Origin of the sequence: Endozoicomonas sp. G2_1 (assembly GCF_017744155.1) — a bacterium.
Taxonomy (GTDB): domain Bacteria; phylum Pseudomonadota; class Gammaproteobacteria; order Enterobacterales; family Alteromonadaceae; genus JAGHQT01.
The window spans coordinates 47,482-69,257 of sequence record NZ_JAGHQT010000006.1 but is presented as its reverse complement, the minus strand read 5'-3'; the positions used below and the strand labels follow the sequence as shown (position 1 = coordinate 69,257).

Here is a 21,776-nt window from a genome sequence, read left to right as displayed (position 1 = left end):
GCTTTTATCTCTTTGTTTTGACTTTGGAAGTTAACTCAAATCTCTCTTGAGCAGACTAAACACATTCATATCGGCAAATTGATCATTCCAATAACCTTTATCCCGCAAACAGCCTTCGTGGACAAAACCACACTTCGTTAATACATTATTAGAACCGTGATTGCCGTCGACAACAAAGGCCTCAATGCGATTAATGGGCAAAGGCAACTGTTCGCTAAAAGCCATATCAACTAAGCATGCAACAACTTCACTTGCATAACCTTTGCCCCAATACTCAGGCAATAGCTCGTAGCCAATCACAGTTGAAAAATTACTTGGATCCCAACTGTTGAAACCGCAGGTGCCAATTAGAGCCCCTTGATGCGGTAGCCGAATCGCCCATCTTTTACCTTGTTTGTTCGCTTCTATTTGATGAAAAAGCTCAACTATTTCAGCCCCTTCGTGTGGTTCGCTAAGCGCTGCCATATCGTAATATTCCATTACCTTGGCATTACTGAACAAAGTAAAAAGCTGTTGGTGATCTTGCTGAGTAATATCATCCAACAGCAAACGTTTGGTTTGGATTGTTGTCATTATTGTCGATGAAGTCGGGTAATTGAACTGTCATTTTGCATGACCAGACATTTTTAAACAAATCCTTTTAGTGGCCTAAAAATTCAATTTTATTATTTAAAGACATCAGGACAGCTACCATAGTCATTAAATTTTTCATCCCAACGCCAAACATCGTTCGCTCGTCGCCAACGCTCGTGATAAAACTCCATTAAGCACTTACCGCTGGGTAATACAATAATCATTAAATCGTGCTCTTTTACTTTATCGTAATCAGGATAATCTGAACGCTGCCCCCAAACTAAACCACCATTTTGCTCTGCATACGCTAACCAAAAATGTTCTGGTGAAAGCGACATTTTTGATGCTTGGTGCCAAACCTTAGCGGGTTCAACTGCACTAAATTGACCATTTCTCAGCGCAGTTTGTTCGCCATAACTAACAGTGCTTATCGCTAGTGTTAGGCCACAAATCAAGTAGCTCATATCAACAATAAATTTCTTCAATTGTTTCTCCCTCCTTATCTTCTTAGATCTCACCGCAACTATAAGAATAATTTATTTGAAGTTTTTTACTAGCCACTAATTTAATTGGTTCATAACCAGAGTGAGTATTTACACATGACAAAAAACAGAGTTGCCGGGGTTGTGATCACCATACCGCACAGAGTTGTCAGGGTTATTAAAACCAACAACCACAGGGTTGCCAGGGTTATTATAACCAGGTTAAAATAGGGTTATCAGAGTTGTTGGATTTAACCACTAAAAAGGTGAAATAGGATGAAATATCCGGTTTATTTAAAAAGGGAAATTGAACAAAATCATTACCAAGTTAAGGTCCCTGACCTCCCTGGTTGCCAGTTGACAGCAGACACTGTTGACCAAGCGTTTTTTGCTATTAAAGAAACCATTGCAAGTCACTTGTCGATACTTGCGGAATACGGAGAGACAATTCCTCATGGAAAGTCGATAGAGTTTTATCAGCAGCAGATAACAGGCAATGTTATCTGGACCATCGTCGATTTAGATATAACGCCTTACTTGGGCAAGAGTCACAAGATTAATGTCACACTGCCGGAGCTATTGATTAAACAAATTGATGATCGGGTCAGTAAATCACCAGAATATAAAACAAGATCTGGGTTTATTGCACAAGCCTGTATCAATGAATTGACTAAATAAGCCAATGCATCGCTCTTCATTGCCTATGTAAAACAATAAACAACCCTCTGAATTGGGTTATAATGCCGAAATAAATAGTGCTGGACTTACCGGCGCATAAAAACAAGAAAGATTAGAATATGAATTTATTATTACTGAGCAGTTCACGCGTAGGCGACACTAATTACCTAACACATGCCCTACCCATGATTTCTGAGCACTTAGCCGGCATTGATGAGCTGTTATTTATTCCATTTGCTGGTGTTAGCATTAGCTATGACCACTACACAAACATGGTTTCAACTGCATTGGCTGAATTAAACATTAACGTTAAAGGCATTCATCAATTTGAAAATGCCAAACAGGCAATTGAAAATGCGAAAGCAATTGCGGTTGGCGGCGGTAACACCTTCCACTTGTTACATCAACTTTATCAGCACGATTTGATCGACACGATCAAAGAGCGTGTTGAACTGGGTATGCCATACATTGGTTGGAGTGCAGGTTCAAATGTCGCGGGTGCATCGATTAGAACGACTAACGATATGCCAATTATCGAACCACCATCTTTTAACGCATTAGGCCTAGTAGATTTCCAAATCAATCCTCATTACACCGATTACACACCACCAGGCCATAACGGTGAAACTCGCGAACAACGGTTGCAAGAGTTTATGGTGATTAACCCGACAACTACTATTGTGGGTATTGTTGAGGGCACAGCATTAAAACGCCAAGGCAATGAGCTGAAATTAATTGGCGGCCAAGCGGGCTTTTTGTTCAAGGCGGGAGATAAAAAACAAATAGCAGACGGTACGGATTTAAGCGATTTGTTGTAGCTTGTTGCTAGCGCGATAAGCCATAAAACCCGAAAAAGTAAAACCCCAATAAGTTGGGGTTTTACTAGCGTGTGTGAATCTTTTAATCAGCCCTGTTGACCAGCGTGTTCGGTCAACACTTGAATAAATTCTTCTGGTTCTGGTCGAACGCGATAGTTATTGGTAATATCAGCGTAAATGACACGTTGTTCTTGATCTAAAATCAGTATACTTGGTCTAACAGTGTCACTGTCGTAGCCAAGCACTTCTAAACCAGTTGGCGTGCCATTTTTAGACAACAAGCCTAAAGTTGTTGCTGCCATTAAATCTTTATCAACCAAAAACTCAAACGCGACATCAAATTTATCGGCAAGCTTTTTAGTTTGCGCTGATGGCTGCGGGCTAATCATAAAAACATCAACCCCCATTTGTTCAAGGGTTTGGTACTGAGCAACTATTTCTTTGATTTGCACCATACACAATGGGCACCAATTTCCGCGATAAAACAATAACACGCTTGGCCGCTTAAATAACGACTCATTAGTTAATAACTCACCCTTGGTATTTGCGAGTTGAATGTCAGGTAACTTGTCGCCAACACTGATTTTAGGCGGCGCTAAATGACTAAACGACGAGTACCAAAAAATATAGTACAACCAAGCGAGCAAATTACTTGCTATAGCAATTGAAATATTGAACAACGAAGGGTGATCAGTAGCAACAGCGCCAACTATTGCGCAAATTCCGCCAACAAATGCAATGATGGTCCATGGCAATGCCATTGGGCTAGTTCTTGCACTGCCGATAACAAATAGCCAGACAAAAAAACCGGCGGTACCAAGGTAACTAGAGGTGACCAAATAAAATATCAGGTCTTGACTGATAACACTGTAATAAAGACTCAGTCCCAAACCAATTAATGCGTAAGTGCAAAAACTTGAGACAAACAACGATTTTAATTTTTCCATAGATAATAGCTTGACCGTATTAGGTACAAATGCAAGGTAGTAAAAAACTGTATTTTGAACATTCATTCAAAATACAGTTTATACTTATACCAAACAATCTAGGTTAAGCCTATCTATATTTTTTTCGGGTGTTGCTTCGTGTTGTAACTGCGCCAACATTGGCACGTCGAGCAGTGATTGTAACTCTTGAATATTTTCAGCAAGGTATGGCATATTTTGCTGACAATTGGCAACCCAAGCGATACAGTTCAAACCATCGCGCTCTATCGCTTCTTTAGTCAGCACCGCGTGATTTAAGCAACCGAGTTTCATGTTAACGACAAGAATAACGTTCAGTTGATTGTCTTTAACAAACTCTGACATAAAGTGACCACCACCAAGTGGTAATCGCCAGCCACCAGCGCCTTCGGTAATGACAACATCGCTATGCAGTGCCTTAATCCGCTCAAAACCCTGTTGAATTTCCTCAAAATCAATCGGTTGTTCAAGGGTTTGGGCAGCAATATGCGGTGCAATAGGTTCACAAAACGCAATTGGGTTAATGTCATCTAAGCTTTGGCCACTATTGGCGGCTTTTTGTAAAAACAAGGCATCTTCATTAACGAGCTGCCCTGCTACTTGCTCACAACCGGCTGATATTGGTTTGTATACAGCCACTTTTTTTCCTGCGTTAACCAATGCCTGCGTCAGCAGTCTGGCGACGTATGTTTTGCCAGCATCAGTATCAGTGGCAGTAATAAATAGAGATGTCATAAAATAGCCTTTATTTTTACAACTTGTTTTGCTTTAACGTTAATCATTAAAGAGGCCTAGCATTTTTAACAACGACACCAGAATAAACGCAGTAAGTTGCGGGATAAACGCCATCAGACTCGACAAACTTTTGATAACTAGAGGTCATTTTTTGCCATTTGTCTTTGCCAGCTAATCCCTTACCGCGTTTATTGGGAACTTGGTTTGCACCAAGTCCCTTCAACTCTTTTGCGAGGTGTAAAACACTATCGTACTCTAAGACAATATCCTGAGTTTGATGTTCAATCAATAAGCTGGAGAAATCTTTACCGTCAAAATTGCATAAATTAGTTAACGTTTGTTCACGCTTAAAGTCAATGACGTGTTGATCATTGTCTACCGCTTGCCAAGCCGTTTTTAACTCAAACAGTGTTCCGTCAGTCAAGGTCGCAAAGATAAAGTAGCCACCGGGCTTTAATATGCGCATCACCTCAGCTAAAACAGGCTCAAGCGGATCGCACCACTGAATCATTAAATTTGAGTAAATTAAATCAATACTGTTGTCTTGAAATGGTAGCTTGTAAGCATCTGCTGCCAGCCAATTGAGTTTATTGCTGCGATTTTCTGCAGCAAAATTCAACATTTGCTTAGATAAATCTACGCCAATAACGGTTGGATACTGGCTTGCCAAAATATCAGAAAAGAAACCTGTACCAGATCCTAAATCGATAACTCTAAAGTCGTCTTGTTGACTTTTCAGTTTAGGTAGCCACGGCATTAAATGCTTGCCGCTATAGCGTTGTAACCTTGCTGAAATATCGTAGGAGTTACTTGCACTACCAAATGAACGAGCAATTTTCACTCGTTTAACGCTATCTGGCATTAATCAAAACCTCATTAATGTTTTTCGCTAAGATATTGATATCATTAGCACTATGGTGCGCACAAACCGTAACGCGTAACCTGGAAGTTCCTTTTGGAACAGTTGGTGGCCTAATTGCGCTGAGCCAAATACCTCGATTTTTTAGTTGCTCTGCAATCGCCATTGTTTTTTCTTCATCACCGATAATTAACGCGTGAATAGAAGACTCAGTTGGCAATATTGTCACCTCATCAGACAACTGTTTTTTAAATAACGCACTCAACTCGACAATTTTATCACGTCGCCATTGCTCCCGTTGAATCATCTCAATCGACGCCTTAGTTGCCCAGGCGAGTGCTGGAGAAATTGCCGTTGAATAAATGTAATGCCGGGAGAAGTTAGTGAGATAATCAAATACGCCTTTATCACACGCGACAAATGCGCCGCTGGTGGCAATTGCTTTACCAAATGTCGCCATAACAATATCTGGCTTAATTTGGCTGCTACTACCTTGACCTTGCTCGCCTATCACACCAATGCTATGGGCATCGTCTAAGTATAGCCAAGCTTGGTGCTGTTGGCATATCACTGCAAGCTCAGACAAATTAGCACTGTCGCCATCCATACTAAAAACCCCTTCACTAACCACTAATTGATCAGCACTCGGATTCTTACTAAGAAACTTTTGAAGCTGTTCGCCGTTGTTATGCAAAAAGCGTTTAACCTGTGCCTGACTGTCGAGCGCACCATCAATTAACGACGCGTGTGATAGTTTATCAAGCCACAAATAACTATCTTTTTGACCAAGCGCTTGAAGCACGCCATGATTAGCGCCAAAACCACTGGCAAACAAAATACAGTGAGGTTTATTCAACCACTGACACAATGTATTTTCCAACGCTTGATGAGCGTAATGATATCCAGTTAGCAAACTAGAACCCGTCGAGCAAGCGCCAAAGCGGTCGACGCCTTCTTGCATTGCTTGTTTAAGCGCCGAAGTTTGGCTTAGGCCAAGATAGTCATTACCGGAAAAGTTGAGGTACCACTTGCCGTCGACCTTTATTTGGCTACCGTCAATGGCCTCGATACAATTTCGCTGCCGGTATAAGGTACCTGCTTTTTGAGCGGCCAATTTATCCTTAATAAAGTCAAAAGCTGCCATTGTTAGTTGGCAGCGTTATAGAATAAATCACTGTTTTGTTGATCGACTATTTTTGTTTGCAAGCTGCGTTGATCCGCTTTTTCATCGTCGGTGGCATCGATAGTTTCAGTGTTGATACCAAGCTTGTTAAACAACATTACGTCTTTGTTGGTTTCAGGATTACCAGCAGTTAGTAGCTTACAACCGAAGAAAATCGAATTTGCACCAGCCAAGAAACACATCGCTTGCATTTGCTCGTTCATTGCTTCACGGCCGGCAGACAAACGGACATGGCTTTTTGGCATCATAATACGGGCAACCGCAATGCAGCGAATAAAATCGAAATCGTCGATATCTTCAACCTCTGCCAGTGGTGTACCGTCTATTTTAACCAACATATTCATTGGTACACTTTCAGGTTGCGGCGATAAGTTGGCTAATTGCACCAATAACGAAGTGCGATCTTTTTTCTCTTCACCTAAACCTAATATGCCACCACTACAAACCTTCATTCCTGCCGATCGAACGTTATCTAACGTATCTAAACGGTCTTGATAAGTACGAGTCGTGATAATTTGGTTATAGTGCTCTGGAGAAGTATCTAAGTTGTGATTGTAGTAATCTAAACCGGCATCACCTAGCTGCTTTGCTTGATCTTCAGACAACATACCAAGCGTCATACAGGTCTCAAGCCCCATTGCTTTGACACCTTTTACCATTTCAAGGACGTAAGGCATATCGCGTTCTTTGGGATTGCGCCAAGCAGCCCCCATACAAAAACGGGTAGAACCTTGTGCTTTAGCTTTGCCAGCAGCTTCTAGTACTTTTTCAACTTCCATCAAACGCTCTTTTTCGATGTCGGTTTTGTATCGTGCACTTTGCGAACAGTACTTACAGTCTTCTGGGCAAGCACCTGTTTTTATTGATAATAAGGTACTCACTTGGACTTCATTGGCATTAAAGTGTTGACGATGTACAGTCTGCGCCTTAAACATTAAATCGTTAAATGGCAAATTAAATAGCGCATTGACTTGATTCGCTGTCCAATTGTGACGTACTTCTCCATCGATAAATTCGTTGGCCAAAGGATTAGTGGTTGTATTAGCTGACATACTGTTCTCATTTGATTTGATAAGTTAGTTTGTAAATGATGACGGCTGTTTTAGTTATTTTGAGTTATCCCTTTCCACCGCTTTGATACCACATTGCCACAAACTAACAATTGCTTTCTCTTTATTGTCTCGGTAGTCTAGCCAGCAAAAATAAGTTGTCAACGATAAAAATCCTGCAAGGTTTACCATTGAACAATAATCAAACAAATAATTTAATGAATAACAGCGATTTCGACAAGAATCACATTTGGCATCCATATACCTCGATGACAAACCCTCTGCCGTCTTATGAAGTCATCAAGGCTAAGGGCTGCACACTGTCGCTTGCCAGTGGTGAGCAGGTTATCGACGGTATGTCATCGTGGTGGGCGGTTATTCACGGTTACAACCACCCTGCACTTAATCAAGCGCTAACTGAACAAACCGACAAGTTCGCCCATGTTATGTTTGGCGGTTTAACTCATCAGCCAGCGATTAACTTATGCCAAAAATTAATTGAGCTGACACCAAGTTCACTGAGCCAAGTATTTCTTGCCGACAGTGGTTCGGTTGCAGTTGAAGTAGCGATAAAAATGTCGATTCAATATTGGCATGCAAAAGGTCGAGCAAACAAAAGCAAACTTTTGACGGTACGCAACGGCTATCACGGTGATACTTTTGCTGCAATGTCGGTATGCGATCCGGTCAATGGTATGCACCAGTTATTTGAACAAGTGTTGATGAAAAACCATTTTGCACCTGCGCCAAGCCCAGCATTTGGTGAAACATGGTCCGATAGCCACCTAGATGCACTAGAGCAATACTTTGTTGATTACAGCGACCAAATCGCCGCATTTATTATCGAGCCGATTGTTCAAGGGGCTGGTGGTATGCGAATGTATCACCCAGAATTCCTCAGCCATTGCGCGCGACTTTGTAAACAGCATCAAGTGTTATTAATTGCTGATGAAATCGCCACTGGATTTGGTCGCACAGGTAGACTATTTGCGTGTCAATGGGCTGATGTTGAGCCAGATATTTTGTGCTTGGGCAAAGCAATAACGGGCGGATACATGAGTTTAGCCGCCACGCTCTGCTCTGAAGACGTTGCCAAGACCATTAGCCAAGGCGAAGCTGGCTGTTTTATGCACGGACCAACGTTTATGGGTAACCCTCTCGCATGTGCGGTTGCCAATGCTAGCCTTGACTTACTTCAACAATCAGACTGGCAACAACAAGTGTCGTCGATAGAGCAGCAGTTTAACACTGAACTAATGCCACTTGCTGATCATCCAAGAGTTGCTGATACTAGATGTTTAGGTGCTATTGGTGTTGTCGAAGCGAAACAAGCAGTTAATATGGCGAGAATTCAGCAACGTTTCGTCGAGCTGGGCGTGTGGATTAGGCCGTTTGGCAAACTTATTTACCTAATGCCGCCTTACGTTATCGACCAGGCTGAGCTGAGCAAGCTAATCAAAGCCATTGCAACAGTATTGAACGAAGATGATTGCTTCTTGTCTGAGTGAGATTAATGCCAACCGCAGGTCTAGCGGTTGACGTTAATTAGAATGTAGGTAACCCAGGCAATAGTGATAATAAGCAATAAAACAGCAGTAAAATGTTTATTATCACTTTTTCTGCGGGCGCGGAATTTATCTAAGACGATACAAAAGTAACTTGAGAGAGCACTAAGCCACAAAACGACATAGAGCTGATTTGTTAGCGGCATTAGCCAAGTGTCTCGCACTTCAATATTGTGATAGCGCAATAAGCCATAATTTTCTTCCGGTGCTGCGTAATGCGATATCACCATCGCGACAATAAACAAACACCAACCAAAAATAGCCAAAAACCTAGAAACGTAAATCCAAATATCAGGTGCTTTTCGACGTTCGTTAGCCATACTACTCTCTTCTAGCGCTTGTTTGGGTATAATTTTCTTGTTAACTGGATAATTTGACCAGCCGATAACAAAAAACCTTCAAATAATGCCTGTTCTCATTAAAAATTTAGAAGTTTTGCTTGTGAAAAGCAATAGTCACGGTAACATAGCAAACTTTCAATTTTTCCAAATTTTAATGATAAGAGGTCGATAAATGTCAGTTATTGCTATTGCTGATGTCTTAGCGGGTAAATACCCTGTCAGTGAACCAATCACTGTACATGGTTGGATTCGCACACGCCGCGACTCTAAAGCCGGTATTTCGTTTTTAGCCATTCACGATGGTTCATGTTTTGATCCAATTCAAGCGATTGTGCCAAACGACCTTAATAATTACCAAGAAGAAGTATTAAAACTAACCACAGGTGCGTCGGTAAAAGTCACCGGTGAATTGGTTGAATCACCGGGCCAAGGCCAAGCTTTTGAAATTCAAGCAACTGAGGTTGAAGTACTTGGTTTAGTTGAAGACCCTGATACTTACCCAATGGCCGCCAAGCGCCACAGCATTGAATTTTTGCGTGAACACGCTCACTTGCGCGCGCGCACTAATATTGGCGGCGCTGTCACCCGCGTACGCAACTGTTTAGCACAAGCAGTACACCGCTTTTTATATGAAAAAGGCTACAACTGGATTGCAACACCGTTGATCACAGCCAGTGATACAGAAGGCGCCGGTGAAATGTTCCGCGTTAGTACGCTAGACATGGAAAACTTGCCGCGTACTGAACAAGGCCAAATTGACTACAGCGAAGACTTCTTCGGTAAAGAGTCGTTTTTGACGGTTTCTGGTCAACTTAACGTTGAAACATACTGTTGTGCACTATCAAAGGTTTACACCTTTGGCCCAACATTCCGCGCCGAGAATTCAAACACTAGTCGTCACTTGGCAGAGTTTTGGATGGTAGAACCTGAAATCGCTTTTGCAAACTTGAGCGACGCTGCTGATTTAGCCGAAGAAATGCTTAAATACGTGTTAAAAGCATTGCTTGAAGAGCGCGCCGACGACATGGCATTTTTCCAACAACGCGTCGACAAAACGGTTATCGATCGCTTAAATGCCATTATCAACTCTGATTTTGTTCGCATGGACTACACCGACGCGATTGAAATCTTACAAAACTGTGGTAAGACTTTTGAAAACCCTGTGTCTTGGGGCATCGACTTAAACTCTGAGCACGAGCGCTACCTTGCTGAAGAGCACGTTGGCGGCCCAGTAGTTCTTCAAAACTATCCGAAAGACATTAAAGCGTTTTACATGCGCTTAAACGACGACGGTAAAACCGTTGCCGCCATGGACGTATTAGCGCCAGGCATCGGTGAAATTATTGGTGGTAGCCAGCGTGAAGAACGCTTGGATGTGCTTGACCAACGTATTACTGAAATGGGTCTTGAACCAGCAGACTACGGCTGGTACCGCGACTTACGCCGTTACGGCACTGTGCCGCACTCGGGTTTTGGCTTGGGCTTTGAGCGTTTGGTTGCCTACGCAACTGGCATGCAGAACGTTCGCGATGTGATTCCTTTCCCAAGAACACCAAACAACTGTGCGTTTTAATCAACAGCGTTGATTTTTACTTAAAAAAGGCTACCTCAGGTAGCCTTTTTTGCATCTGACTGTACTTTCCCCCAACATTCCTCGAGCAACACCATGGTGTTTTACATCACTATAGTATCTACGCAAGAATAAATTCATCGAATATTCGCCTATTGTTAACCTTATTGTCATATATTGTTAATAACCTATTGTACATTTGTACTAGTTTGAAGTATTTTAGCTAAACTAGTTCGCAGCTAATCCGACCTGATTGATTTGCGAACAATAAATATCGCAATAATAGTACAACAGCGAAATTAGCGACTTATCTTAATGTAAGGGGAAATTAGATGAGCAAGTTTACAAGACGCGCCTTTATTAAAGCGTCAATGGCTGGCTTTGGCAGCGTAGTTATTTCAACCGGTTTGATGGGTTGTAACGATGGTAATTTTACTGGTCCTGAAGGCACCAGTGTTCCTGTGTCATTTGATCACGGGGTTGCATCCGGCGATCCACTTAGTGATTCAGTTATCATTTGGACGCGCGTTACACCACAAAATGACGCGCGCGTCGTGACCGTAAATTGGGAAGTTGCAACTGACGCTAACTTCAGCAATATGGTGCACACAGGTTCTACGGTTGCACAGACTAGTTCAGATTTTACCGTTAAAATTGACTTACAACAGCTCTCTTTTGACACAACCTATTACTACCGCTTTGTATCAAACGGTACAACCTCACCGGTTGGTACTACCAAAACGTTACCCGTAGGTATTGTCAATCAAGTTAAATTGGCAGTCTTTTCTTGTTCAAACTTCCCTGCTGGTCACTTCAATGCCTACAACAGCGCGGCAAAAATTCAAGATCTTGACGCCGTTGTACACTTAGGTGACTACATTTACGAATACGGCAACGGTGAGTTCGGAACAGAAAATGCTGAGGCCATTGGCAGAACACTGCCTGCAGATAACAATACTGAGTGTTTAACGTTAACTGATTATCGTCGTCGTTACGCGTTATATCGCGGTGATGAAGATTTACAAAACTTACACCAAAACGTACCTTTTATTGTTGTATGGGATGATCACGAAGTTGCCAACGACGCTTGGCGCGAAGGCGCCGAAAACCACAACGAAGGCGAAGGTGATTTTGATACCCGCAAAGCAGCAGCCCTGCAAGCATACTTTGAATGGCTTCCTATCCGTCCGTTAACGGTAAGTGACAACGAGCGCATTTATCGCAGCTTTAGTTTCGGTAACTTAGTTAACCTACACATGCTTGACACCCGCCTTATCGCCCGTGACGAGCAACTCGATTACGCTGACTTTATTGACGCAACCACAGGACAATTTGACGCGCCCGGTTTTACTGCGGCAGTCACTGATCGCAACCGAACCTTGTTAGGCTCAGAGCAATTGAGCTGGTTACAGTCTAGCCTCAACGGTTCATCAGCAACTTGGCAAGTGTTAGGACAGCAAATACTCATGGGCAGAATGAATATTCCTGCTGAATTATTAAGCGGTTTATCTAACCCTTCTCCGGCTATTTTAGGCAGCTTTGCTGAACTTGCTCAAATCAAAGGCCGAATTAACGCCGGCGACCCAACCGTCACTGACGCTGAGCGTGCGCGGGTAGCAGTTGGTGTACCATATAATTTAGATGCATGGGACGGCTACGCGGTTGAGCGCGAAATTGTTATGGGCTCTTCGAGAATTTTAAATCACAACTTGGTTGTCTTAGCTGGTGATACTCACAATGCATGGGCTAATAACTTAAAAGACATCAACGGCAACAATGTTGGTGTTGAGTTCGCAACCGCTGGTGTTAGTTCACCCGGCCTTGAAAGCTTTTTAAGTATTCCTGCAGACTTTGTCCCACAAGCAGAGCAAGCGCTACAGGTTTTGGTTGATGACTTGCAGTACATGAATATCGCTGATCGCGGCTATATGGTAGTAACATTTACCCCGGAACAAGCAACATCTGAGTGGGTACATTTAAGTACTGTTGCTAGCAGCGAATACCAAGAAGTGGCTGAACGCGGTAATACCCTAACCGTGCGTGCAGGTGAAAACGTGATTGCCAGTTAAATAATCACCTTTCTCTGAAACATAAAAAACGCCAGCTATTTGCTGGCGTTTTTATTTTCAATTGTTTGTTGTTCGTATGATTTGACGTTTGACAACTACATGATAACTCTGAAAGCTTGAAAAACGTGAATTTATCTCTTTAGATAATTAAAACGTTGCCATCTTGCATGGTTATTTGCACGCCCCCATCGACTGTTTCATGGTCTAAATACATATCAGAGAAATCATATTTCTTCTCAATTACCATATGTTCAATCGAATATATAGTGCATGACAACTGTGAAATAAATATAAGATTTTCATTCAACACGAAAGCTTCTAAAAAAAAACTATGTTGTTTCTCGAGCAAATGAATTTCAAACACTTTTGTATTAACTACCGCTGCATAAAGGTCTATGCCTAAAAATAGCGTGTCATGATTAAGCTCAAGTAATTTAGGTTCAATTAAATCACTTTGCCAATTAAATTTATATTGGCAATCAGGAAACTTTAGTTTAGCAAATCGATGAGAGTATCGATCGTGACTAAAAAGTTCTTCACAATCATCAGTATAATAATTTGTTCTTGTTATTTCTTTTAATTGATAGTTCATTTCTATATTTTCAGAACAATACAACAGAATAATATTTATAAGTAACTTAACATTGATCAGGCTTTTTATTACCTACTTTCACTAGTTTCGGCGGAGCTATTTGTTAATTTTCTATAAATAATTAACAAAACCTGCCGATTCGCGGTTTGGTCTTATCGGCAGCTCTTTGGCGACGGAGCCGAGATAAAGAAAGCCAATAATTTCATCTTTTTCTGCAACCCCTAATGCTTGTTTAACATCAGCATTGTGGGCTAAATCGCCAGTTCGCCACATCGCGCCGTAACCTTGGGCAAATGCCGCCATTTGCATTGCATGTGCCGCGCAGCCAGCGGTAATAATTTGCTCAACTCTTGGTACTTTTGGATGTTCTTGAACATTTGAGCTGATGACAATGATCATCGGAGCGCGATAAGCCATTTTTTGCGCTTTGGTTACTTTGGCTTCATCAGCGCCACTTTTCTTGGTTGCTTCAACGAAAACGTCAGTTAATTTATCAAGGCCTTGCCCTTGGCAAATAGTAAAGCGGTAGGGACTTAGACAGGCGTGATCGGGGACCCTAGTTGCCGCTTTGAGAATCACCTCTAGAGCATCTTCATCGGGCGCTGGCGCTTGTAAAAATGGGTTTGACTGTCTTTCGGTAAGTATTTGAGTGGGGTAGGTATTTGGCATAAATAGCACAACTAAAAAAGGCAAATAAGCGCCAGTCTACCGCTTATTTGCCTTATTCTCAAACCACAATATTTATATGGTTTTTGTAATGTTACCAGCGAGTTATCTAGCTCAATTGACTACGCTTGCTTTTTTTCGATAAAACGATAAGCGTAGTGATCAATACTAGTATAACGACCCGCGCCGATGAAGAATAACGCCAGTAGCATAATAAAGTAGGTAGCACCAAATTCAATACCGTTGTTTAAGACAACAATGCCGCCATTCTCATACAACCACTCGGTATTACCGTTTTCATCTAAAATGCCGCGCATGCGTTCTAATTTTGTGCCAGTAGCGCTACTATTAGCCAAGCTTTCATCGGCTGCACTTGAACCTAACCAAGAAAATACTTTCGCAGGGCTAGTATCAGGGTTAGTTGGGGTAATCGCGAACCAACCGTTATCTGCGTGAACAGTTGTTACCGCAACAATCATAGTGAACATCAATGGAATAGAAACTAAACGGGTCAATAAACCAATTAATAACAACCAACCACCAGCAAATTCTGTCCAAGCAGCTAAGTTAGCCATTAATGTTGGTGCCGGTAACCCCAAGCCCCAATCAGCATTGCCAAACCAAGCAACGATATTAGGGTCGGCAGCAAGGCTCGCCAAGCCAGTGACGTCTGGATTACCCAATTGTAACTTGCTGTAACCCGCCATAATAAAAACAGGCGCGAGGTACAAGCGAATTAAAAATGACGGAATGCCATCAAACTTAGGTAACATCGACTTAAAGCATTGGTAATATTGTAATAATTTCATAAAGTTCACTTAATTGTTGCGTTCACATGGAGCTGGAGTAATAGAACATACTATGAAATAAAATCTTTCAAAAAACGAGATCTAATTATCAATTTTGTCGTTAAAATAGTTAACCAGTAAAAGAAAACATTGCATAATTGTATATAAATACAAAATCGCTCGCAGATATGAAAGGCAGCGCCTTAAGTCACTGTCTACTATCAAGTAAATTCTCATGTTAAGGATGTATATATGTTAAAACGCTTTGCCAGCATACTCTGGCGTGTTATTAACACCAGCCGTAAGGTTATCGTCAATCTGGTCTTTTTCACCGTTTTGATTATTTTTATCGTGGCATTGAACCAAGATGACGGCAAAGTGGTTGTTCCGCAAAAATCTGCATTGGTATTAAACCTCAGAGGCGACATCGTCGAGCAAAAATTTGAGATTGACCCGGTTGATGGCTTTATTAACGAAATGAGTGATCAGCAGCAATCTAATCCAGAAATTTTGCTTGCCAACTTAGTCAAGGTTATTAATAAAGCTGAGCGCGATGATCGCATTGAGATGATCGTATTAAAGCTAGATGCATTAGGGCGCGGTGGTTTAACTAAACTCAAAGACGTTGCTAAAGCACTTGAGCAATTCAAAAGCAGTGGTAAAAAAGTTATCGCGGTCGCTGACACCTACAGCCAAGACCAATATTATCTTGCCAGCACTGCAGACAAAATTTGGCTCAACCCGAAAGGCTGGTTTTTACTTGAAGGCTATGGCCGTTATCAACTTTACTTTAAAAGTGCATTAGAAAAGTTATCGATTAACCAACATATTTTCCGCGTTGGTACCTATAAGTCGGCAGTTGAACCTTATCTTCGCGATGATATGTCAGACGCCGCCAAAGAAGCGAATAAACTATGGCTTGATGACTTATGGCAACAATATAAGCAAGATGTTGCCAAGCAACGCGGTATCGATGTTGGCCAGTTTGATGAGAACATCGAGGCACTTCTCGCCAAATTAAGTGAATCTGACGGCAATGTCGCAGAATATGCGCTCAACAACAACTGGGTAGACGAGCTTAAAACTCGCGAGCAAATCCGCGACGAGCTTATTGCCATGGTTGGAAAAAACAAACGCGGCAACAGCTTTAACCAGATTAGCTACAAAGATTATCTACAAGCGATCACGCCACCGATTGAACAAGTTAACCCGCTAACCGACAAAGTTGCAGTGGTAGTCGCCAAGGGTACTATTCTCAACGGTACGCAAAAACCGGGCAACATTGGTGGTGATAGCACAGCCAAGTTACTGCGCAAAGCGCGCTTTAACCCAGACGTAAAAGCTGTGGTGCTTCGCGTTGACAGCCCAGGTGGCAGTGCCTATGCGTCTGAAATCATTCGTCAAGAAGTTGAATTGCTCAAACAAGCGGGCAAACCTGTGGTTGCTTCTATGGGCTCATTAGCAGCGTCTGGCGGCTACTGGATTTCAGCGTCAGCCAACAAAATCATCGCTAGTCCCTCTACTATTACTGGCTCTATTGGTATTTTTGGCTTGTTTATGACCTTTGAAGATTCACTTGGCAAACTGGGCGTATACAGTGATGGCGTTGGCACAACGGACTTATCTGGTTTTAGCCTTGCTAGACCGCTGAATGAAGGTGTTGGTCGTTTAATTCAAATGAATATCGACCGCGGTTATCAAGACTTCATTAGTTTAGTTGCACAAAGTCGCAATATGAGCTTAGAAGATGTCGATGCCGTTGCTCAAGGCCGTGTTTGGTCAGGTGCTAAAGCGCTTGAGTTAGGTTTGGTCGACGAGTTGGGTGACTTTGACAGTGCAGTAACTGCCGCAGCAGAATTAGCTGGATTAGAGCAATACGATACCCTGCTCGTTGAAAAAGAACTTTCTGCTCGTGATAAGTTCTTGCGCAACTTATTTGGTCAAGCAACCACTTATTTGGCGCCAGCACTCAACAGCGGAGGCCCTGTTACGACAGGCCCAGTTGATCAAGTCATCAAAACTATGCGTGCTGAAATTAACAAACTCAATAGCTTCAACGATCCTCAAGGTGTTTACTCATTTTGTTTGGCTTGTGAGCTTTAATCCAAAAACTACATAGGTGCAGTGAACGCTGCACCTACTCTCCCTTCTCTCCTTTGTAAAAATACCGCGACATACCCGCAATAACTTATTGAACAAAGCGTGATTTTAAATCACTGCCATCTTGCGTATACTTGCGCGATTACACGTTTGAATAACGCTTTGCGATGAAGAAAAAAATATACATAGCCTACACTGGCGGCACAATCGGTATGAAAGCGAGTGCCAATGGTTATATTCCGGTAAAAGGTCACTTAACTGAAGCGATTAATAACATGCCTGACTTTCACCGTCAGGAAATGCCGGATTTTACCATTCACGAGTATCAACCGCTGATTGACTCGTCAAACATGACACCCGCAGATTGGCAGCGCATTGCTGACGATATTACTAAACACTACGATAGTTATGATGGTTTTATCGTATTGCACGGCACAGATACCATGGCTTATACCAGCTCTGCTTTGTCGTTTATGTTTGACCGATTGAGCAAGCCCATTATTGTGACCGGGTCTCAAATTCCCTTCAGTCAATTGCGCTCAGACGGCCAAGTAAATTTGCTTAATGCGTTATATATTGCCGCAAACTATCCGATTAACGAAGTTGGTTTGTTTTTCAACAATAAACTATTTCGCGGCAACCGTTCGATTAAAGCGTATGCAGATGGCTTTGACGCGTTTGACTCACCAAACTTACAGCCTTTGCTTGAAGCTGGTATTAATATCAAAGTGTTAGCGGGACAATTGCAACCGAACAATGTCGAACACAGTATGGTAAAAGTGAGCAAAATCATTCAACAACCGATTGGCGTTGTTCATTTATATCCAGGTATTAGCAGCCAATTGATCGAAAACGTGATTCAACAGCCAGTAAAAGCACTGATTCTGCGAAGTTATGGTGTTGGTAATGCGCCGCAAGATCCAGCATTACTAGCGTGTTTAGCGCAAGCAAATGAACGCGGTATCATTATCGTCAATTGCAGTCAGTGCATTAAAGGCAAAGTTAATATGCAAGGTTACGCAACCGGTAATGCGCTAAGCCAAGTTGGTGTCATTAGCGGTCACGACATAACCTTAGAAGCAGCCCTAACTAAACTGCACTACCTATTTAGCCAAGATTACGACAACGCGCAAATAAAGCAGCTATTAAGCACGAGTTTACGCGGTGAACTTAGTGCTTAAACTTCGCTTGAGCTTGAGTTAACTAGTTGAACAAGAAAAAAGCTTAGGTACTAACTTAGTATCTAAGCTTGTTCAAACAGCGCTTCACCACTTTATTTAATAAAGATGGTTTTAACACGACTCAACAACGGCAAGTCTTGCTCTTTTAGCACACCAATCGCTAACCAATCTCGCAAAGCCTGTTCAATATCTGGCGAATTTGCCGATTGCATTTGAGTTTGCATTAGTTCAACTTGAATTTCCATTCGCTGTTGTTTGTACTCGTCTGGCGACGCTTGTCCGGCGAGAATCTCCAACACTAAGGTCTGTTTTTCTCGACTGTCGTTATTACTCGTAGCCGCGGGTATACTCTGGTGTTGCACGAGGCGTTTTTGCCAGCTAGACGGCAAACTATTAAACGCTGGTAAATCTGCTAACTTAAAGTTTTCTTCACCACTGTGTTGAGCAAGATGCTCTAAGGTTTCAAACAATTGTTGCCAAACTTGCTGTTGTCGCTGATGTTTGGCACTAACAACATTCTGTTCAATCGTTTTAATATAGTTTTCAAGCTTATTCGCTAGTGATTTAATCACTGGCTTGTGCACAAGTACCTGCTGATGCAAACCTTTAGCTTCTGTCAGTAATTTTTCCAATTCAGGAATGCTTGTATCGGCGACGTTGCGCGCTGCTAATTGTTCAACGCTTTGTTCAAATTCACTGCGCTGTGCTTGTTGCGCTTGTTTCACACTTGCTTGGTGCTCAGTACGCTTGGCAAAAATGATGTCGTTGGCTTGTCTAAATTGCTGCCAAAGCTTATTTTCAAAACGCTGGCCGGCATAACCAATCGCTTTCCAATCCTGTTGCAGTTGTTTAACTTGTTTGATCGCAGCAAAAACGTCATCATTATTAGCCAGCGCTTGTGCTTTACCAATTAGCGACTCTTTAAGCGCTTGATTAGCCTGATGGTAATTAGCAATGTTTTGCTTTACTGGCGCCAGTACTTGATTAAACTCAGCCTGCAATGTTTTGTATTCTTGGCGATCGACCTCACCTGCACTGCGCCATTGCTGATTGAGCTTATTCACGGCACCTTCTAGTACTTTAAAGTCTTGATCAGTGTCTAATTGCAACACAAGTTGTTTCGCTTGCTCAATAATCTGTTGTCGCGCTTTTTGGTTTTCTATTCGCTCGGCTTCACGCTCTGCGTAATACTCCCGACACGGCGCAAAAGCAAGCTCGCAGGCTTGGTTAAACGCTTGATTAAGCTCTTTTTCAAGTTCGTCGTCAGCATGGCCTAACGTCATCCATTGGCTACGATATGCCTTCACTTTGGATGCCTGTGCTTGTATGTCTTCAAGCGGTTTTTCGACAATTTGATTAATACTTGCCAGTAGTTCTTGCTTTTTAGGGGTTGCGACATAGTGTTCCCAATCAGCGAGTTCAGCAACCTGATTGGCAATAAAGTCATAATCTTTTTGCAGGCGTTGCTGTTGTTGACCAGATAACTCAACAAAGCCTTGCTCAACGCCCTTGAAGATGCCAAAAATACTATTAAATTTACCCTGATTAATCAGACGTTTAATATCAGCACACTTTCGTTGAACTTGGTTGAACAATTGTTTTTGCTCAGACCGCAATGGTACTAGTTGTTGCTGCCATTGCTGATTAATTTCATCTTGAGCACTAAGTAAAGACTGCGGGATAATACCATCGGCTTTACTAACAACATCGCGCCACTCTTGTTGCCATTGCTGAAATTGCGGTAGTAAATGATTTAATTCTGTTAAGTTCGTTGGCAAAGCCAATTGCGCCAAACGAGAGATCAAACTTGTTGCTCGCTGTGCCGATTCTATGATCAATGGCAGCTGTGCAAGCTTGGCTCGCACCTTGTCGATTTGTCTAAGCAATGATTGCTGTTCAGTATCAGATAATATCGACTGACCAAGTTGAGTGGCTAGACTATCTAATTGATTTAAATACTTATCTGCATCTAGTTCTTCACTGTTTAATACTGCGTTAGCTATCGTTTCATTAAGCTGCGCGAGTGCTTGACTGCAGTTTTCAATGAACAGCTGCTTTTGTTGCTCCGCCTGTTCAGCAATTTGGGCTTGCTCATAAGCCTCGCGCTTAGCAGCAAAAAGTTTACTCAACTGTTGGTCTATGTGGTGATATTTTTCAACGAACTGATCTTTTTCGGTCTGGGGCAAATACCCTAAATCAGGTTCAACAAGCTGCCACTCTCTATTTAGTGCTTCGCGTTTGGTAAACATCACTGGATAATCACGTGCTTCTTTTAGTGCAAGTAATTTTGCCAACAATAATTGAATTTGCTTTCGCAATTGCTCAGGCTTTTCCTTTGCTCGTTTAAGCCCAGTGATTTTGTCGTTAATTTGCTCGATGATGTCGGCTTGTTCGGACTTTTTAGCCAGCTTTTCCAAGCGATTAATATCATCGGTTTGGCTCACTAAAAAAGCTTGTATTTTGCTGTTTTGTTTAGCAGCGAAAACTGACGTCAACAATTGTGGCTTGGCTAGATACTGATAAAGCGCAATAACAGTGTCAGCATCTTGTTCGCTCTCAAGCCAAGATTCTACAATCGCCTTTGATAATTTAGCGTCAAGCAGTTGTTTTTTTTGTGCGCTTGATAGCGTCTGTTGATGCTGACTTTGCAATATCACTTGAATTTGCTTTTCTGCAAAGCTCTTAACCGTTTTACTGCTATTAGTCGCCATCTGAGCGAGATAAAGCTCTAAGTCATCAAACTTGAGTAACGCTGACTTTCTTACGTTATCACTTACGTCTTCGGCAAGTAATAACGACAACATTTTGCGATCTTCACTATTGCTAGGGTCCGCTTCTTCTATGGCTTGAATTCTGATATTGGCATCTTTGTGATGCCATTTGCTTCTAAATAACGTGGTAAATTTATCAAAAATCATATATTTGAAAACCTAGCTATATCCTTATCGTCGGCAGGTTTATCTGCTGGAGTAGCAAACTGCGACTTTAATTCACGCTTTGTTTTCGTGATAATTTCACCATCTGCGCCTATCGTCATATTTTCACTGTTGTTCATGTGCTTGGCTTGATAGGCCATAGTTATTTGTAGTGCCGAATCTCGTTGAGCTTGCTCTACAGGAGTGCCTTCTGGCCATTTGCCAGTTTCAGCGGCGCATTTTAATCTCAAATACATCTGCTCAGACATATTTTCTACAAGGGCGAGTATATCCATTATGATTTACGACTTTTCTTTAATAAAACGATGCGAAAACGGGTCACTATATACAAGATAAAGCCTGCTACGGTGGTACCAGCAGCGGCGTAATATTGCCAAGAGTTTTGTGTACCATCTTGCCACAACCAAAAAACACCACCACAAAATAGCAGCATGGCGATCATTGAATGAGTCATCAAACGTTCAGACGCCTTAATTAGGCTGACTTGCCTCATGGTGTGCAACTTTTCTTCGTCCATATTGCCAATGTCAAGCTGACAATGACTACAAGACTTGGCTTTATCAGATATTTTCTTTTTACAATTTGGGCAATTAATCAGTGCCATCAAGTTTCTCTATATACGGTTC

Annotated in this window: 21 protein-coding genes; 7 read left to right on the top strand and 14 right to left on the bottom strand. The window is 42.0% G+C overall.

Annotated features, from left to right (window positions below; genetic code table 11):
* Positions 1 to 30: 30 nt before the first annotated feature.
* Together J7384_RS09320 and J7384_RS09315 are read right to left on the bottom strand one after the other, a co-directional pair.
* Complete coding sequence (locus J7384_RS09320) at positions 31 to 573, bottom strand: GNAT family protein (RefSeq protein WP_209113334.1); 543 nt, start codon at positions 571 to 573, stop codon at positions 31 to 33.
* A 92-nt stretch (positions 574 to 665) separates the two neighbouring features.
* Positions 666 to 1,058: a hypothetical protein gene (locus tag J7384_RS09315; protein ID WP_247741720.1), complete on the bottom strand. Its 393-nt coding sequence runs from the start codon at positions 1,056 to 1,058 to the stop codon at positions 666 to 668.
* A gap of 273 nt (positions 1,059 to 1,331) precedes the next feature.
* On the opposite strand from J7384_RS09315, the gene J7384_RS09310 reads away from it, so the two are divergent.
* Both J7384_RS09310 and pepE read left to right on the top strand, forming a co-directional pair.
* Positions 1,332 to 1,733 (top strand): type II toxin-antitoxin system HicB family antitoxin, encoded by a 402-nt coding sequence (locus tag J7384_RS09310; protein ID WP_209113332.1) that lies wholly within the window; start codon positions 1,332 to 1,334, stop codon positions 1,731 to 1,733.
* Between the two features lie 119 nt (positions 1,734 to 1,852).
* Positions 1,853 to 2,551 carry a dipeptidase PepE gene (gene pepE / locus J7384_RS09305; protein ID WP_209113330.1) on the top strand — a complete coding sequence of 233 codons (699 nt, stop codon included), beginning with the start codon at positions 1,853 to 1,855 and terminating at the stop codon, positions 2,549 to 2,551.
* Between the two features lie 86 nt (positions 2,552 to 2,637).
* On the opposite strand, the gene J7384_RS09300 is transcribed toward pepE, so the two are convergent.
* From J7384_RS09300 to bioB, 5 genes are all read right to left on the bottom strand, one after another.
* On the bottom strand, positions 2,638 to 3,498 hold the full coding sequence (locus tag J7384_RS09300) for a redoxin domain-containing protein (protein WP_209113328.1): 861 nt from the start codon (positions 3,496 to 3,498) through the stop codon (positions 2,638 to 2,640).
* 84 nt (positions 3,499 to 3,582) lie between these two features.
* Complete coding sequence (gene bioD / locus J7384_RS09295) at positions 3,583 to 4,251, bottom strand: dethiobiotin synthase (RefSeq protein WP_209113326.1); 669 nt, start codon at positions 4,249 to 4,251, stop codon at positions 3,583 to 3,585.
* A gap of 46 nt (positions 4,252 to 4,297) precedes the next feature.
* On the bottom strand, positions 4,298 to 5,113 hold the full coding sequence (bioC, locus tag J7384_RS09290; protein ID WP_209113324.1) for a malonyl-ACP O-methyltransferase BioC: 816 nt from the start codon (positions 5,111 to 5,113) through the stop codon (positions 4,298 to 4,300).
* On the bottom strand, positions 5,103 to 6,254 hold the full coding sequence (locus tag J7384_RS09285; RefSeq protein ID WP_209113322.1) for an 8-amino-7-oxononanoate synthase: 1,152 nt from the start codon (positions 6,252 to 6,254) through the stop codon (positions 5,103 to 5,105). The genes bioC and J7384_RS09285 overlap by 11 nt, the downstream gene beginning before the upstream one ends.
* 2 nt (positions 6,255 to 6,256) lie before the next feature.
* A complete protein-coding gene (bioB, locus tag J7384_RS09280) occupies positions 6,257 to 7,345 on the bottom strand; it encodes a biotin synthase BioB (protein WP_209113320.1) in 1,089 nt (362 codons plus the stop codon).
* A 215-nt stretch (positions 7,346 to 7,560) separates the two neighbouring features.
* Here bioB and bioA point away from each other — a divergent pair, with 215 nt between their 5' ends.
* Positions 7,561 to 8,850, top strand: coding sequence for an adenosylmethionine--8-amino-7-oxononanoate transaminase (bioA, locus tag J7384_RS09275; protein ID WP_209113318.1), 1,290 nt, complete (start codon positions 7,561 to 7,563; stop codon positions 8,848 to 8,850).
* Positions 8,851 to 8,870: 20 nt separating this feature from the next.
* Here the strand turns inward: bioA and J7384_RS09270 are convergent, their stop codons facing one another.
* Entirely contained in the window at positions 8,871 to 9,227 is a 357-nt protein-coding gene (locus J7384_RS09270; protein WP_209113316.1) for a hypothetical protein, read from the bottom strand.
* A gap of 193 nt (positions 9,228 to 9,420) precedes the next feature.
* On the opposite strand from J7384_RS09270, the gene asnS reads away from it, so the two are divergent.
* Together asnS and J7384_RS09260 are read left to right on the top strand one after the other, a co-directional pair.
* Positions 9,421 to 10,821, top strand: coding sequence for an asparagine--tRNA ligase (gene asnS / locus J7384_RS09265; RefSeq protein WP_209113314.1), 1,401 nt, complete (start codon positions 9,421 to 9,423; stop codon positions 10,819 to 10,821).
* A 329-nt stretch (positions 10,822 to 11,150) separates the two neighbouring features.
* Positions 11,151 to 12,887, top strand: coding sequence for an alkaline phosphatase D family protein (locus tag J7384_RS09260; RefSeq protein WP_209113312.1), 1,737 nt, complete (start codon positions 11,151 to 11,153; stop codon positions 12,885 to 12,887).
* Positions 12,888 to 13,026: 139 nt separating this feature from the next.
* Here the strand turns inward: J7384_RS09260 and J7384_RS09255 are convergent, their stop codons facing one another.
* From J7384_RS09255 to J7384_RS09245, 3 genes are all read right to left on the bottom strand, one after another.
* Complete coding sequence (locus J7384_RS09255) at positions 13,027 to 13,479, bottom strand: hypothetical protein (RefSeq protein ID WP_209113311.1); 453 nt, start codon at positions 13,477 to 13,479, stop codon at positions 13,027 to 13,029.
* Between the two features lie 111 nt (positions 13,480 to 13,590).
* A complete protein-coding gene (locus J7384_RS09250) occupies positions 13,591 to 14,148 on the bottom strand; it encodes an NAD(P)H nitroreductase (protein WP_209113309.1) in 558 nt (185 codons plus the stop codon).
* Between the two features lie 119 nt (positions 14,149 to 14,267).
* A complete protein-coding gene (locus J7384_RS09245) occupies positions 14,268 to 14,954 on the bottom strand; it encodes a DoxX family protein (protein WP_247741719.1) in 687 nt (228 codons plus the stop codon).
* Positions 14,955 to 15,185: 231 nt separating this feature from the next.
* Here J7384_RS09245 and sppA point away from each other — a divergent pair, with 231 nt between their 5' ends.
* Together sppA and ansA are read left to right on the top strand one after the other, a co-directional pair.
* On the top strand, positions 15,186 to 17,036 hold the full coding sequence (gene sppA, locus J7384_RS09240; RefSeq protein ID WP_209113307.1) for a signal peptide peptidase SppA: 1,851 nt from the start codon (positions 15,186 to 15,188) through the stop codon (positions 17,034 to 17,036).
* Between the two features lie 164 nt (positions 17,037 to 17,200).
* Positions 17,201 to 18,214, top strand: coding sequence for an asparaginase (ansA, locus tag J7384_RS09235; protein ID WP_209113305.1), 1,014 nt, complete (start codon positions 17,201 to 17,203; stop codon positions 18,212 to 18,214).
* Between the two features lie 92 nt (positions 18,215 to 18,306).
* Here the strand turns inward: ansA and J7384_RS09230 are convergent, their stop codons facing one another.
* The 3 genes from J7384_RS09230 to J7384_RS09220 are packed head-to-tail and all read right to left on the bottom strand — an operon-like array spanning position 18,307 to position 21,754.
* On the bottom strand, positions 18,307 to 21,132 hold the full coding sequence (locus tag J7384_RS09230; RefSeq protein ID WP_209113304.1) for a DUF349 domain-containing protein: 2,826 nt from the start codon (positions 21,130 to 21,132) through the stop codon (positions 18,307 to 18,309).
* Complete coding sequence (locus J7384_RS09225; protein ID WP_209113302.1) at positions 21,129 to 21,425, bottom strand: DUF1315 family protein; 297 nt, start codon at positions 21,423 to 21,425, stop codon at positions 21,129 to 21,131. Before J7384_RS09225 ends, J7384_RS09230 begins: the two co-directional genes overlap by 4 nt.
* On the bottom strand, positions 21,425 to 21,754 hold the full coding sequence (locus J7384_RS09220) for a hypothetical protein (RefSeq protein WP_209113300.1): 330 nt from the start codon (positions 21,752 to 21,754) through the stop codon (positions 21,425 to 21,427). The genes J7384_RS09225 and J7384_RS09220 overlap by 1 nt, the downstream gene beginning before the upstream one ends.
* Positions 21,755 to 21,776: the final 22 nt, after the last annotated feature.